The sequence below is a fragment of the Flagellimonas olearia genome, from assembly GCF_004150225.1.
Classification (GTDB): Bacteria; Bacteroidota; Bacteroidia; order Flavobacteriales; family Flavobacteriaceae; genus Flagellimonas; species Flagellimonas olearia.
Window position 1 is genome coordinate 145445 of sequence record NZ_ML142911.1, and the last position, 13672, is coordinate 159116.

Sequence of the window (13672 nt, forward strand, 5' to 3'; positions counted from 1 at the left end):
CTACAAATCAATTTTGGCTATCCAAAGCCTCTTTAACTTCTTTAAAATCATCAAAATCCACACGGACCCCATTGGTTTCCTGATAGGTTTCGTGTCCTTTTCCGGCCACTAGGATGATATCGTTGGTCATCGCTAGTTTACAAGCTGTTCTTATAGCCTGTCTCCGGTTTTCTATGGACAATACTTTTTTGGTATTCTGGGCTTCTACCCCAGCTTCCATGTCGGCAATGATGGCCTCTGGGGATTCCGTTCTCGGATTGTCCGAGGTGAAAATGGCCTGATTGCTCATTTCGGATGCGATATGACCCATAACCGGACGCTTAGACTTATCACGGTCACCACCACACCCCACTACGGTGATGACGTTTTCATTTCCAGTCCTCAATGCATTGATCGTAACCAACACATTTTTTAGTGCATCCGGCGTATGGGCATAATCAACAATAGCCGTTATTTTATCTTTTGATATATAGTATTGAAACCTACCATCCACATTCTCCAACTCGCTCATCAACCGTAGGGTCTCCATTTTTTCCAAGCCCAAAATATCCGCCGTGGCATAAATGGCCAATAGGTTATAGGCATTGAAATCCCCAATCAATTTGGACCACAGCTCATTATCATCCAGTTTCAACAACTGTCCATTGAACTGCTTTTCCAAAATCTGGGCCCTATAATCTGCATAGGATTTTAAGGCATAGGTATATTTTTTGGCCTTGGTATTTTGCAACATGACCAATCCGTTCTTGTCGTCTATGTTCACCAAGGCGAAGGCGCTCTTGGGCAAGCCATCGAACAGTCTTTTCTTGGTATCCCGATACTCCGCAAAGGTTTTGTGGTAATCCAAGTGATCGTGCGAAAGGTTGGTAAAAATAGCCCCTGCAAAATGAAGACCTTCTGCCCTTTTCTGGTGGATACCATGGGAACTGACCTCCATAAAACAGAACTCCACACCAATCTGATTCATCTGGGAGAGATACGTGTTGATCGTAATGACATCTGGTGTGGTATGGCTGGTAGGATGGTCCGTATCATCTACCATTACCTTGATTGTAGAGATAAGCCCAACCTTATATCCCGCCTTTTTGAACAGATTGTACAACAAGGTGGTGACCGTAGTTTTTCCATTGGTTCCCGTTACCCCGACCAACTTTAGGTTCTTCGATGGATTATCGAAAAAATTGGCCGCCATAATGGCCAACGCACTGTTACAATCGGATACCTTAATATAGGTGACCCCATTGATCAACAATTCTGGAAGCTCCTCACATACGATAGCCTTTGCACCTGATTCCACCGCTTTTTGGATGTACTCATGACCATCCGTAATGGTTCCCCGAACGGCCACAAAGACATCATCCATCTCTACCTTTCTGGAATCGAAATGGATTTGGTTCACCAACACATTGGTGTCGCCACTTACCGCTGAAAGGCTTACTCCATATAATATGTCCTTCAACAACTTCATGAAAGTTCCAGTACTATTTTTTTAACTTGTTTGATATCCGTTCCTTGCTTAATGGACTGTCCCTTTACCTTTCCATTGCCATGCACCTCCACTTCCAATCCCAAATTTTCCAAAAGGGAAACGGCATCCATCCCACTCATTCCCTTTACATTGGGAATGGTGTTGTATTTTTTCTGGGCCTGTGCGAAGTAGTGCTGGTACTCTTCGTCCAAGACATTGTACTCTGGCATTCTTTCTTCCACTTCATCCACCAAAGGTGAGATGGCATGGATTTTCTGCGCCATGGACTTGAAAACCGGACCAGAAACATCAGCACCATAATATCCCACACTTTTATCCGGCTCATGAATGATCACGATACAGGAATACTTGGGATTGTCCGCTGGGAAATAACCCGCAAAAGTTGAGATATAAGCCAGCTTATCCGGATCCTTGGTTTCATAGTTTTTCTGACAGGTTCCTGTTTTTCCTGCCATGGAAAAGTTTTTGGAATACAGTTTATGTCCGGTTCCATAATCCTTTTCCACCACGTCCTTCATCAATTGCTGCATCTTCAGAACAGTCTCTTCAGAACAGATGGACGGATTCAGCACCTGCTTATCAAACTTTTTAATGATTTTGCTTCCTTCCCTTACTTCTTTTATCAACCTGGGCTTTACCAACTCACCATCATTCGCAATGGCATTGTAAAAAGCCAAAGTCTGCATGGGGGTCAAGGACACTTCATATCCGTAGGACATCCATCCCAAGGAAATCCCGGACCAGCCTTTGTCGCCGGGATATCGGATTACTGGAGCACCCTCTCCTTTAATAGGTATCCCCAATCTTTTATGCAGCCCCATGTTCATCAACCTGTTGACAAACTTTTCGGGTTGCTCTTTGTAATTTTCATTGATGATCTTGGCAAATGCCGTATTGGAGGAAACGGCAAAGGCCCTCGCCGTTGAAATCTTGCCATAGCCACCCCATTTGGAATCCCTGACCACCCCGTCATAAATACGGTATCTTCCTTTCTCGGTATCGATTACGGTACTGGTATCGACCACCTTGTCTTCAAGGGCTGCCACCAAAGACATCAATTTAAAAGTGGAACCGGGCTCATGGGATTCGCCAATTGCATAGTTCAACTTTTCGTAATATTTTCCTTCGGATGTACGACCTAGATTGGAAATGGCCTTTACCTCCCCGGTCTTGGTTTCCATGACCACCACACAGCCATGATCTGCCTTGTATTTTTCCAGTTGGGCCAAAAGTTCGTGATGTGCAATGTCCTGAATATTGATGTCAATCGTGGAAACCACATCCAATCCATCCTGAGGCTCCACTATATTGTCCAGCCCTACGGGCTTCCACTGTCCTTTTGCTATTCTTTGTTTTAAACGTTTTCCTTCCTTGCCTCTCAAGTAAGACTCCCCAAAGGCACCGTCCAGACCCACTCGGGTGTAGTACCCATTTTCATCCACTCTCTCATAGCCAATGCTTCTTGCCGCCATTTTTCCCAAGGGGTATTCCCTCACCACACGATGGGTCTCTATAAAACCGCCTTTATAAGGCCCTAATTTGAACAAAGGGAACTGCTTTATGCGCACATAATCCAGATAATCCACATTGCGGGCCACCAATTTGTAGCGGTTGCCATTGGCCCTTGCCTTTCTGAAGAGTTGCCTGTAGTAGGATGATGGCCTATTGAACATTATTCCCAATGAATCGGAAAGTGCGGCCACGTTGTTCTGGAAATTTTTCTCGGAAACTGTTTTGGCATCAAACCGAATCTCATATTTGGGCACCGATGCAGCCAATAAACTCCCGTCTTCCGAATACAGGTTTCCCCGATTGGGCTCAATAGTGAACATCTTTTCGGTTTTGCTCAGAGCCAGTTCTTTGTACTCCTCTGCGCGTACCATTTGGATATCCACCAGCTTCACCACTACCGCTATGGCCAATACACAAAGTCCCCCGGCAACGAGGTACAGTCTGTTCATGATATTTTTTTCGGTGATCGCCACTATCTTATTCCGCTGATTTAACTACGATTTTTCTGGGCGGGTTTTCTGAGGGCAAAAGCCCTTTTTCCGCCACCGTCTTTCTTAAAGTGGATTCCAATTTTAATTGTTGCACATGGGAACGCCCTTCCACAAACTCGCTTCGCAACTCCCGGACTTCTTCGTTCAAGGCTGCTATTTCGAGTACTTTTTTATCGGCATTATGGCTACTGGAAATCATCAAGGCGGCCAGAAAAGAGGCAAACAACAAAAACATCCAGTTCTTGGGAGCATCCCCACTCACCAAAAACTTTCCTTTTAATATGTCCAACAATCCTTTTCTCATAGTGTTCCCTATATTCTTTCCGCTATGCGGAGTTTTGCGCTTCTCGCCCTATTGTTCCTTGCTATTTCTTCTGCTGATGGCACAATGAGACCCCCAACTTTTTTCAAGGGAACATCTATATTCCCATAAAAATCCTTTTCGGGTTCCCCCTCAAATCTTCCGGCCCGGATAAAGCGCTTCACCAATCGATCTTCCAAGGAGTGGTAACTGATCATACTCAGCCTTCCTCCTTTTTCCAACATATCGGGCACTTGCAACAAAAACTCCTTGAGCACCTCTATTTCTTGGTTGACCTCAATGCGGATAGCCTGATAGATCTGGGCCAGGATCTTGTTCTCTTTCATCTTGGGCAGAAAACCGGCCAGCACCGCCTTAAGTTCGTCCGTGGTCCTGATCGGTGCATCAGAACGGGAGGCTTCAATGGTCTTTGCCATGGCCCTCGCATTTCGCAACTCACCATATTGATATAAAACCGACGCCAAATCTTCCTGGGAATAGGTATTGACCACCTCGTAGGCCGACAATTCATTGTTGCGGTTCATCCGCATGTCCAGATCCGCATTGAAACGGATGGAGAAGCCACGTTCGGCCTCATCGAACTGATGGGAAGAAACCCCAAAATCCGCCAAGATTCCATCAACTTTCCGAATGCCATAGAACTTTAGAAACTGCTTGAGATAGCGAAAGTTCTGATTGATCAATTGAAACCGTCCATCGTCGATTGCGTTCTGCAGGGCATCCTCATCTTGATCAAATGCAAACAACCTTCCCTCATCGCCAAGCCTTTTCAATATTTCCCTGGAGTGCCCGCCACCACCAAAGGTGACATCCACATACACTCCATCATGTTTTATGTTCAATCCGTCCACAGACTCGTGCAAAAGCACCGGATTATGGTACGGACTACTCATCGTCTGCAAAAATCTCTTCCGCTAGATCGGCATAATCTTTTTCTCCTTCGGCCAAGACTTTTTCATACTTGTCCTTATCCCAGATCTCTATCTTGTCGAAAACCGCATTGAGTACTACTTCTTTCTCAATTCCCGCAAAATCCACCAGATTTTTTGGTATCTGAAGCCTTCCTGAATCCCCATCAATGGCCACTTCTTTCATACCGGCCACAAAGTTCCTGACAAAGGCATCGTACTTACGGTTGATCTTGCTCTTCTTCATGACTTTCTGCATCAAGACATCAAACTCCTGCTTGGGATACAACTCCAAACATTGCTGAAAAACCGATCGTTTTATCACAAACCCATCCTTCAAAACAGGCAAAAGCTGATTCTTCAAGGAAATGGGCAACAAAACCCTTCCTTTTGAATCTGCCTTACAATCATGTTGTCCGATGATATGGGTCACTAGAAATCAATTGGTTACTTAATACAACTCAAATATATTGATTTTATTTCCACATTTCTCCACTTAAAGACACTTTTGTTAATAAATTCCCCACTTTTCGATAAAAAGCCCATGATTTGACCTTAAATACATCCTGCAAAAAATTCCAGCCATGGGCACACATATACGGTTGAATTGAAAAAACATGATTTAGAGATAACATAAGCTGGATTTTGTGTTATATGAAATGCCTATATTTGCCCCTCGACCAACTGACTATTGATGGAAGAGCATATAATCAAGGACGGCAAGTACCGATATATAGAGATGGGTGAAGGAACCCCTATGATTATCTTGCATGGGCTTATGGGAGGATTGAGCAACTTCCAAGGCGTATCCGAATTTTTCCCATCAAAGGGCTATCAGATACTGATTCCCGAACTTCCCATTTACGAAATGCCCCTACTCAAAACCACCGTGAAGAACTTTGCCAAGTTCTTGGAGGAGTTTATTGAATATAAAGGACTTAAGGATGTCATTTTATTAGGGAATTCACTTGGGGGACATATTGGTTTATTGCACACCAAAATGTATCCGGATATGGTCAAGGCGCTGGTCATCACAGGCAGCTCCGGTCTCTATGAGAGTGCCATGGGCGATGGTTACCCGAAACGTGGCGATTACGAGTTTATAAAAAAGAAGGCCCAAGATGTCTTCTATGACCCTGAAGTGGCCACCAAGGAAATTGTGGATGAAGTGTTCGCCACGGTGAACGACCGTATGAAATTGGTAAAGACCCTGGCCATTGCCAAAAGCGCCATTAGGCACAATATGTCCAAGGACCTTCCGCATATGGACACGCCCACTTGCATCATCTGGGGAGAAAATGATACGGTAACCCCTCCCAATGTGGCCAAGGAATTCCACGAGCTGCTCCCCGACTCCGACCTGTTTTGGATTGAAAAATGTGGGCACGCTCCCATGATGGAGCATCCCGAGGACTTTAATCGCATCCTTGAGGCTTGGCTGAAAAAGCGTAACTTCTAAGCATGAAAATCACTTCTGCGGACTTTATCATGAGCAACTCCAGTGTGGCCAAGTGCCCCAATGAACCGTTGCCAGAATATGCCTTTATTGGACGATCCAATGTTGGAAAATCGTCCTTGATCAATATGTTGGTAGACCGCAAAAGCCTCGCTAAAACCTCAGGGAAACCCGGAAAGACGCAACTCATCAACCACTTTAAGATCAACAACAATTGGTTTTTGGTGGATTTGCCCGGGTATGGCTACGCGCGGGTCTCCAAAAAGGACAAAAAAACCTTTCAAAAGTATATTACCGAATATTTTCAGAAAAGAAAGCAGCTGGTCTGCGGTTTTGTATTGGTGGACATTCGGCACGACCCCCAACCCATTGACCTTGAGTTTATGGAATGGCTGGGAACCAATCAGATTCCCTTCGCCATAATTTTCACCAAAGCGGACAAGCTTAAACCCAATGTGATAGAGAAACAGGCCAATGCCTATCTCCAAAAGTTACTGGACAGCGCATGGGAAGAAGTCCCTCCACATTTTACCACTTCATCTTCCAACCGAATGGGACGTGAAGAACTGTTGGGGTTCATTGATCAAATCAATCAGGATTTTTTCAGCAACAATTCTTAGCCGTTTCCATCCATTCCCATTATGCAAGTTCTGTAAGTCAACCTTGCTTTTTACGACTTACCCTGGATAACTGAGTATTTAATAAATCAAGAAGGTTAACACCATGAAAACCGTATTGCACAAAGCAGCTACAAGAGGCCACGCCGACCACGGGTGGCTCAACAGTCACCATACCTTTAGCTTTGCAGGCTACCAAAATCCAGAGCGGATGCACTTTGGGGTACTCCGTGTCTTGAACGATGATCAGGTCGCGGCCGGAAAGGGCTTCGGCACCCACCCCCACGACAATATGGAAATCATTTCCATTCCTTTGGAAGGCGATTTGGAACACAAGGACAGTATGGGGAACACCACCACCATCAAAGAGGGTGATGTACAGATAATGAGTGCCGGAACCGGGATTTTCCATAGCGAATACAATAAAAATGATGACAGGGACGTGAAGTTTCTCCAAATCTGGGTATTTCCCAACCAACGAAATGTGGAGCCCCGATACGACCAAATTTCCATTCGGGATATCGCCAAGGAAAATGCTTTCTATCAAGTGCTTTCACCCAACCCAGAAGATGATGGCGTTTGGGCACATCAAGACGCTTGGTTCCATTTGGGCAAATTTGAACCCAATGCCTCGGACACCTATACTTTAAAAAAGGAGGGGAATGGTGTTTATGTCTTTGTTTTGGAAGGTGAAGTTGAAATCAACGGACAGCGGTTGGAGAAACGCGATGGCTTTGGTCTATGGGAAACCAATTCTTTTGACCTTACCGCCCTAACAGATAGTAGGGTTCTATTGATGGAAGTACCCATGGCTCTTGAAGCCATAGGATAATTCACAAGACCTCTTAACCACGCCCCTTTAAAGGGGCGTTTTTTTCAAGCGCTTTTCAACCAGGTTAATCAGCTCATCGGCCGTTTGAAGTTGATTCAACTCATTTGTAGAGATGAACACCTCCAAATCCATTTGGGTTTCCACCAAGACAATGGGAAATGTGAACTTGGCCCCAAACTTACTGGCATATTGCTTTTTGAACTCATCCCTGTGCAAAAACTCCAATTGCCCACCTCTCTCCTTTCGGAATTTTTTCCAGACCCTGTTCTCTGAAACCAAGCCGTGGGTAATATCACAGAGATTGCACGCATAAGTAGATGGACTGAACACTTTATGCATGCTGTCCAAAATGGCATTTCGGGTGCCTGAATCGGCATTATAGACCAACAAAAGTCGTGGTATTTCGCTTTTCATAGTTTAGATTCCAATACACCTGAAAAATTGCAGGTCTTCACATTTGTCGATATTTTGTGTTTCTTTATACAACAAACCAAATTATGAAAAACGCCACCACCCCGATCACTCCCAATAGTTTTATTAAAACCCTATCCTTTTTACACATGGGCATCATGGCCGGTCCCGTGATTTTGGGTATTTTCTTTTACACCCAGGTGCAAAATTCCCATTTGGATTTTTCAGATTCGGGAGATGCTTTTTTGGCTATCATTCCCCTCATAGCTATCACCGGAATTTTTCTTGGAGGCTTTATTTTCAATAAAATGATCGGAAGCATTCCCAAAGATCTTGATCTACGCCAAAAACTGGCTCGGTTTCAAACCGCCAGTATCATTAAGTATGCTTTTTTGGAGGGCCCGGCCTTATTTGGCATCGTGATTTTCCACAACACCCAAAACCTTGCTTACTTGATCATTGCAGCCTTTTTGATTTTCTATCTTTTTCTCCAAAGACCTACAAGAGACAAAGTTGAGCGTCACCTCGATCTTCGGGGCGAAGAAAAATCAAAATTCAACCGGTATGACCAACCTTTGGGGGAATAGTGCTTATTTCAGCTCCATTTTTTCAGCGAAGTAATCGCAAAAATCCTTCATGGTCGCCGTCATTTTTTCATCTTGCGTAGCTTTCATGAAAGTATCCGCCATGGTCACCAAAGTTTGATGGAAAAACAGTTTCATCTCATCCACCGGCATATCCTTGGTCCAAAGATCGATCTTTAACGATTCTTGGTTTTTACTATCCCAAACGGATAACATCATGGCCTTGGCTTCCTCATTTTCCACACCGCCATCCTGCGCCGACCATCTGAGCTCCTCGGGAACCCTGTTCTCATCCAATCCTACCGTCAATTTTATTTCCGAAGTATGTTCTACTGCCATTTATTTTCTGGGTTTGTAATTTGATTTTTTCAATATTTCATCGGCCGGCATATCCAAAAGTTGTTGCAGACCGACAGGATTCTTCTCCATAAACGCTCTCACAATCTGCCATCCCATATACCGCCCCAAACGACCTGGCGACTCATTGTCCAGCTCCAGACCGAATTTGGAAAAGGGCGCCGGGTCCAAAAACTTTCTATCCAATTGTGAATCGGTACTGTAAAGCAGTTCGCGCTCCACAAAATACTTCCACATTTGTTCCTCATTGGCCTTGGCCCAATCCATTTCTTCTGGGGAATATCCTATTTTTTGTGCATCGGTAATGGAAGGCAATAATCTATCCTTCAGATATAGCTCCTTCCCATAATACACCATTCGCGACAGAAAACTTCGGTTTCTGGGATAGTTGAGCACCTTCTTGGCAAAGGCACTGGCCACATCCGAAGTCAGGAATTTTTTGTCGAGTCCTTCTGCTATATACCGTTGAATACCTCCATAAAAATGATGGTCCTCCCCCAAATAATTGTCCAAACCAATCAGCAAAAGGGTATCTGTGAGAATGATACGATCATTGTACCGAACATCCGAGGTAAGGGTCACTACTTTGGGTACCACAACATTGGGAAAATAATATTTGATGTGCTTAAAAAGTCCTTCCAAGTCCTCCGCTTCCTGCCCAAAATCCCCAAATGCCTTATCCACTTCCCTTGAAAGTTCAACCTGAAGGGTATCGGTCAACTTGGCCACCCATATGCTATCCGGAAACTGTTCAGGGAACAAGTACGGATATTTGGATTTTAACCCCGGTATATCTTGGGGCTTCGCTTCGGCAAATTCGCGATCAAACCGAAATACCTCAAGATCAACAGGAATTTGGGCAATTTCCTCCTCCCGTTTATCAGTTTCCTCGCACCCCAACATTAAAAAAAGGGAACCACACAAAATGTAAAAAAGAAAGTATTTAGGCAAGCGCTTCATTTTTAAGGCAACAGCGTTTAAATTTACAGGGCACAAAGGTAATTTATAGAATTTTAAAATAGGATATGCAAACAGAAAAGGTAATAGACCATATAGTAGATTGGCTTAGAGAATATGCCATAAATGCCAAATGCAAAGGTTTTGTGATCGGGGTTTCTGGAGGAATAGACTCAGCGGTCACCTCTACCCTATGTGCCAAAACAGGTCTTGATCTTTTATGTTTGGAAATGCCCATCCACCAAGGTGAAAACCAAGTTACCCGTGCGGATCGGCATATTGACTGGCTTATGGAGAATTTCTCCAATGTATCCCGCCAACCGGTAAACCTGACCCCTGTCTTTGATAGCCTCGTCAATGCATTCCCAAAAGTTGAAAATGAAGAAAAGCGCTTTATGTCGCTTGCCAATACCCGTGCGCGACTTCGGATGACCACCTTATACTATTTTGCGGCACTGGAAGGCTACTTGGTTGCTGGCACCGGAAACAAAGTAGAGGATTTTGGAGTAGGTTTTTACACCAAATACGGTGACGGAGGGGTAGATTTGAGCCCTATTGCCGATTTGGTAAAGACCGAAGTCTATGAATTGGGACGGGTACTTGGGGTGAACCAAGATATTATGGAAGCAGCCCCTACCGATGGTCTTTGGGGCGATAGCCGAACCGATGAGGACCAAATAGGCGCGTCATATCCCCAATTGGAATGGGCCATGAAAATGGATGACCAAGGAAAAACAGCAGCTGATTTCTCTGGTAGGGAAAAAGAGGTTTTCACCATTTATAAAAGGTTCAATACAGCAAACAAACATAAGATGATTCCTATACCCATTTGTGAGATTCCAAGCGACCTGAAATGACCTTTTGACCATAAAATCCCAAATTAAGACGAAAAAAACCATAGAAATTCTATGGTTTTAAGAAAAAAATTACAGTTTTACGTCATCAAATTGTTATCTTGCCTGCCATACCATGTAGGTAAATTAGTCACTAACCAACTAATTAATTATACTAAACTCAAACCAAATGATAAAAGTATTGATTGCTGATAATCACCCGATTGTCAGACTTGGCATTAAGCAAGTGCTTGAATCCAGTCAAGATATAGAGATCATTGCAGACGTTTCCACAACCTCTGAATTATTTGAGACACTTGCCAAAGTTACCCCCGATGTGGTCATGCTGGAAATGGATATTCCTGAAATCAATGGAATTGCCACCCTAAGAAAAATGAAATTGGAGTTCCCCGACATTAAGACCCTAATGTACAGTGGACAATCTGAGGATGTCTACGCCCTGAGCACCATCCGTGCCGGTGCATTTGGTTATTTGTCCAAAACTGCCGATTTGGACTACATCATCTCAGCTGTAAAAAAGGTGAGTGAAGGCAATATGTTCATCACCAATGAACTTGCCCAGCGCCTTGCCTTTGATGAGGGCACCCAAAAACCAAGAAGGTTCTTTAGGAAACTATCATCCAGGGAAGTTGAGGTATTAAAGCTTTTGGCCAGTGGAAAACGCAACAAAGAGGTAGCTGAAGGGCTCAACCTCAATGAAAAAACGGTAAGCACCTATAAGGCCCGTTTAATGAAGAAGTTAAATGTGGACAACTTGGTGGATCTACTACAACAAGCAAAAGCTTTAGAACTTTATTAAATAACCAACCCAAACAAACTAAAGCTGGTAAATCCTGGGCATTTTGCCCGGGATTTCTTTTTTAGGACAGCACCCTATTCAGTTTGGCGTTCAGAAGTTTGTTCAATTGCAGGTAGTTCATGATTTCTTCCAGAACTTCGCTGTTATCCCCATTGTTGTCCTGGGTGTGTTCCTGCAATTTCTGTATCCGGTTTTTTATAAGGTTGCAGCGTAAGGTCAAGATGGTCTCCCCCACCAGCTGTGCAACTCCGGATTGCTTTTCTTTTGGATAGATGTCCTTTCGCTCCCAATCGTGCAGGACATATTGTTCTTCTTCCATTAAAATGGAAGACACTTCAGAAATGATTTCCTGATCCAACTCGGACAAAAAGGTGTTGACCGCAAAATCATCATTCTCGTTCAGGCTTTCAATAAGCTTGTAATAGATGGCCCTAAACTGTGCATTGGTGAGTTCAATCTCGTCCTCTTGAAGGTCCAAATAGACCTTTTCATACACTTTGGCCTCAACGACTTCGGGTTCCAAGACCAACTCCCCCTCATCGTTTTCTTTCAACACCAAGTCCTCAAACTCTTGCTTCTGGTTTCCGTAAAGCAATAGCATCTCGATGATTTTTCGCTCCAGCTCATATTGCACATCCACCTTTTCCACTACAGGGTCATTTTTGACCACTTGGAAGGCTTTTTGCTCTTGTTTGAGTTTTTTATTGACGTCGGTCGCCTCTTTTTTATCAATCTGGGCCAAGGTGTTGTAAAGGACAGCCTCCGAAATCTCCATCATCTTGGCACATTCCTGAATGTAGATCTCCTTTTTAATACGATCGGGTATCTTACTGATACTGTTCACAATATCCCTGACCGTATCGGCCCGCTTTATGGGGTCGTTGGCCGCTTCCTTGGTCAAAATCGAAGTTTTGAACTGTATAAAATCCTTGGCATTCTCTTCCAGATAGAGTACCAAATCCTCATACGTATTGTTCTTGGCAAAACTATCAGGGTCTTCCCCATCCGGGAAGGTGCAGACCTTAACGTCCATGCCTTGCTCCAAGATCAAGTCTATTCCGCGAAGCGAAGCGCGCAACCCTGCCGCATCGCCATCAAAAAGTACGGTGATGTTCTTGGTAAGCCTATTGATCAACCGAATCTGTTCCGGTGTAAGGGCCGTTCCACTGGAAGACACCACATTTTCCACCCCACGTTGGTGCATCTGGATGACATCGGTATAACCTTCCACCAAAAAACAATTGTCTTCCTTGGCTATCGCCTGCTTGGCAAAATAAATCCCATAAAGCACCTTGCTCTTGTGATAGATTTCACTTTCTGGGGAATTAAGGTATTTGGCCGCCTTTTTATCATTGGTAAGGATACGACCGCCAAATCCCAGCACCCTGCCACTCATGGAATGGATGGGAAACATGACCCTTCCTTTGAACCGATCGAACTTTTTGGTCTCGCCCCCAGTTTGCTCCTTAACAATGGTGAGTCCAGTTTTTTCCAGAAACTCCAGTTGATACCCTTCTTCCAAGGCCGATTGGGTAAACGCCTCCCACTCGTCCAAGCTATAGCCCAATCCGAATTTTTGAATGGTATCATCGGTAAAACCGCGCTCCTTAAAATAGCTGAGACCTATGGCTTTTCCCGGTTCACTATCCCACAGGGTCTGGGAAAAATACTTTTGGGCATATTCCGAGACCAGATACATACTTTCCCGCTCATTGGCCTGTTCTTTTTGCTCATCGGTCTGCTCGGTTTCCTCTATTTCAATGTTGTATTTCTTGGCCAGGTATTTAATGGCCTCAGGGTAGGTAAAGTGTTCGTGCTCCATGAGAAAGGCCACCACATTGCCCCCTTTGCCACTACTAAAGTCTTTCCATATCTGTTTTACGGGACTCACCATAAAACTGGGGGTACGCTCATCGGTAAAGGGGCTCAATCCCTTAAAATTGGATCCTGATTTTTTCAACTGTACAAAATCCCCGATTACTTCCTCTAGCCGAGACGTTTCGTATACCTGATCTATGGTGGTTTTTGAAATCAATGGAATTCTTCTTTGCAGCCTTTAAAGGTAGCTAAAAAACGAAATTTT

15 protein-coding genes are annotated in these 13672 nt (G+C 44.2%); 6 read left to right on the forward strand and 9 right to left on the reverse strand.

What is annotated here, in order from left to right; all coding sequences use genetic code 11:
• Positions 1-7 precede the first annotated feature (7 nt).
• Genes DN53_RS12655 through mraZ form a run of 5 tightly spaced genes read right to left on the reverse strand, consistent with a single transcriptional unit; the run spans position 8 to position 5155 of the window.
• Positions 8-1468: a UDP-N-acetylmuramoyl-L-alanyl-D-glutamate--2,6-diaminopimelate ligase gene (locus DN53_RS12655; RefSeq protein ID WP_129654647.1), complete on the reverse strand. Its 1461-nt coding sequence runs from the start codon at positions 1466-1468 to the stop codon at positions 8-10.
• Entirely contained in the window at positions 1465-3474 is a 2010-nt protein-coding gene (locus DN53_RS12660) for a penicillin-binding protein (RefSeq protein ID WP_129654648.1), read from the reverse strand. The genes DN53_RS12655 and DN53_RS12660 overlap by 4 nt, the downstream gene beginning before the upstream one ends.
• A 4-nt stretch (positions 3475-3478) precedes the next feature.
• On the reverse strand, positions 3479-3796 hold the full coding sequence (locus tag DN53_RS12665; RefSeq protein WP_116217374.1) for an FtsL-like putative cell division protein: 318 nt from the start codon (positions 3794-3796) through the stop codon (positions 3479-3481).
• Between the two features lie 8 nt (positions 3797-3804).
• Positions 3805-4707 carry a 16S rRNA (cytosine(1402)-N(4))-methyltransferase RsmH gene (rsmH, locus tag DN53_RS12670; protein ID WP_129654649.1) on the reverse strand — a complete coding sequence of 301 codons (903 nt, stop codon included), beginning with the start codon at positions 4705-4707 and terminating at the stop codon, positions 3805-3807.
• On the reverse strand, positions 4700-5155 hold the full coding sequence (gene mraZ, locus DN53_RS12675) for a division/cell wall cluster transcriptional repressor MraZ (RefSeq protein ID WP_129654650.1): 456 nt from the start codon (positions 5153-5155) through the stop codon (positions 4700-4702). Before mraZ ends, rsmH begins: the two co-directional genes overlap by 8 nt.
• Before the next feature lie 261 nt (positions 5156-5416).
• On the opposite strand from mraZ, the gene DN53_RS12680 reads away from it, so the two are divergent.
• From DN53_RS12680 to DN53_RS12690, 3 genes are all read left to right on the forward strand, one after another.
• The gene (locus DN53_RS12680) at positions 5417-6181 is read left to right on the forward strand and encodes an alpha/beta fold hydrolase (RefSeq protein ID WP_129654651.1); all 765 of its coding nucleotides are present in this window, start codon (positions 5417-5419) and stop codon (positions 6179-6181) included.
• A 2-nt stretch (positions 6182-6183) separates the two neighbouring features.
• On the forward strand, positions 6184-6798 hold the full coding sequence (yihA, locus tag DN53_RS12685) for a ribosome biogenesis GTP-binding protein YihA/YsxC (protein WP_129654652.1): 615 nt from the start codon (positions 6184-6186) through the stop codon (positions 6796-6798).
• 103 nt (positions 6799-6901) lie between these two features.
• Positions 6902-7627, forward strand: a complete 726-nt coding sequence (locus DN53_RS12690; protein WP_129654653.1) for a pirin family protein — start codon at positions 6902-6904, stop codon at positions 7625-7627.
• Between the two features lie 27 nt (positions 7628-7654).
• Here the strand turns inward: DN53_RS12690 and DN53_RS12695 are convergent, their stop codons facing one another.
• Positions 7655-8041: a GTPase gene (locus DN53_RS12695; RefSeq protein WP_129654654.1), complete on the reverse strand. Its 387-nt coding sequence runs from the start codon at positions 8039-8041 to the stop codon at positions 7655-7657.
• An 83-nt stretch (positions 8042-8124) separates the two neighbouring features.
• Between DN53_RS12695 and DN53_RS12700 the strand changes: the two genes are divergently transcribed.
• On the forward strand, positions 8125-8625 hold the full coding sequence (locus DN53_RS12700; RefSeq protein WP_129654655.1) for a hypothetical protein: 501 nt from the start codon (positions 8125-8127) through the stop codon (positions 8623-8625).
• A 3-nt stretch (positions 8626-8628) separates the two neighbouring features.
• Here DN53_RS12700 and gldC read toward each other — a convergent pair whose 3' ends face one another.
• Positions 8629-8961: a gliding motility protein GldC gene (gene gldC, locus DN53_RS12705; RefSeq protein WP_129654656.1), complete on the reverse strand. Its 333-nt coding sequence runs from the start codon at positions 8959-8961 to the stop codon at positions 8629-8631.
• Entirely contained in the window at positions 8962-9939 is a 978-nt protein-coding gene (gene gldB / locus DN53_RS12710) for a gliding motility lipoprotein GldB (RefSeq protein WP_129654657.1), read from the reverse strand. It lies immediately after the preceding gene.
• 65 nt (positions 9940-10004) lie between these two features.
• On the opposite strand from gldB, the gene nadE reads away from it, so the two are divergent.
• Positions 10005-10793 carry an NAD(+) synthase gene (nadE, locus tag DN53_RS12715; RefSeq protein ID WP_129654658.1) on the forward strand — a complete coding sequence of 263 codons (789 nt, stop codon included), beginning with the start codon at positions 10005-10007 and terminating at the stop codon, positions 10791-10793.
• A 166-nt stretch (positions 10794-10959) separates the two neighbouring features.
• The gene (locus DN53_RS12720) at positions 10960-11589 is read left to right on the forward strand and encodes a response regulator (RefSeq protein ID WP_129654660.1); all 630 of its coding nucleotides are present in this window, start codon (positions 10960-10962) and stop codon (positions 11587-11589) included.
• 61 nt (positions 11590-11650) lie between these two features.
• On the opposite strand, the gene dnaG is transcribed toward DN53_RS12720, so the two are convergent.
• Positions 11651-13624 (reverse strand): DNA primase, encoded by a 1974-nt coding sequence (gene dnaG, locus DN53_RS12725; RefSeq protein WP_129654662.1) that lies wholly within the window; start codon positions 13622-13624, stop codon positions 11651-11653.
• Positions 13625-13672 lie beyond the last annotated feature (48 nt).

Bases quoted from the DNA above. Each gene is read 5' to 3' on its own strand.
- DN53_RS12655 (WP_129654647.1), bottom strand. From the start codon at position 1,468: ATGAAGTTGTTGAAGGACATATTATATGGAGTAAGCCTTTCAGCGGTA.
- DN53_RS12665 (WP_116217374.1), bottom strand. From the start codon at position 3,796: ATGAGAAAAGGATTGTTGGACATATTAAAAGGAAAGTTTTTGGTGAGT.
- rsmH (WP_129654649.1), bottom strand. From the start codon at position 4,707: ATGAGTAGTCCGTACCATAATCCGGTGCTTTTGCACGAGTCTGTGGAC.
- DN53_RS12680 (WP_129654651.1), top strand. From the start codon at position 5,417: ATGGAAGAGCATATAATCAAGGACGGCAAGTACCGATATATAGAGATG.
- yihA (WP_129654652.1), top strand. From the start codon at position 6,184: ATGAAAATCACTTCTGCGGACTTTATCATGAGCAACTCCAGTGTGGCC.
- DN53_RS12690 (WP_129654653.1), top strand. From the start codon at position 6,902: ATGAAAACCGTATTGCACAAAGCAGCTACAAGAGGCCACGCCGACCAC.
- DN53_RS12695 (WP_129654654.1), bottom strand. From the start codon at position 8,041: ATGAAAAGCGAAATACCACGACTTTTGTTGGTCTATAATGCCGATTCA.
- DN53_RS12700 (WP_129654655.1), top strand. From the start codon at position 8,125: ATGAAAAACGCCACCACCCCGATCACTCCCAATAGTTTTATTAAAACC.
- gldC (WP_129654656.1), bottom strand. From the start codon at position 8,961: ATGGCAGTAGAACATACTTCGGAAATAAAATTGACGGTAGGATTGGAT.
- gldB (WP_129654657.1), bottom strand. From the start codon at position 9,939: ATGAAGCGCTTGCCTAAATACTTTCTTTTTTACATTTTGTGTGGTTCC.
- nadE (WP_129654658.1), top strand. From the start codon at position 10,005: ATGCAAACAGAAAAGGTAATAGACCATATAGTAGATTGGCTTAGAGAA.
- DN53_RS12720 (WP_129654660.1), top strand. From the start codon at position 10,960: ATGATAAAAGTATTGATTGCTGATAATCACCCGATTGTCAGACTTGGC.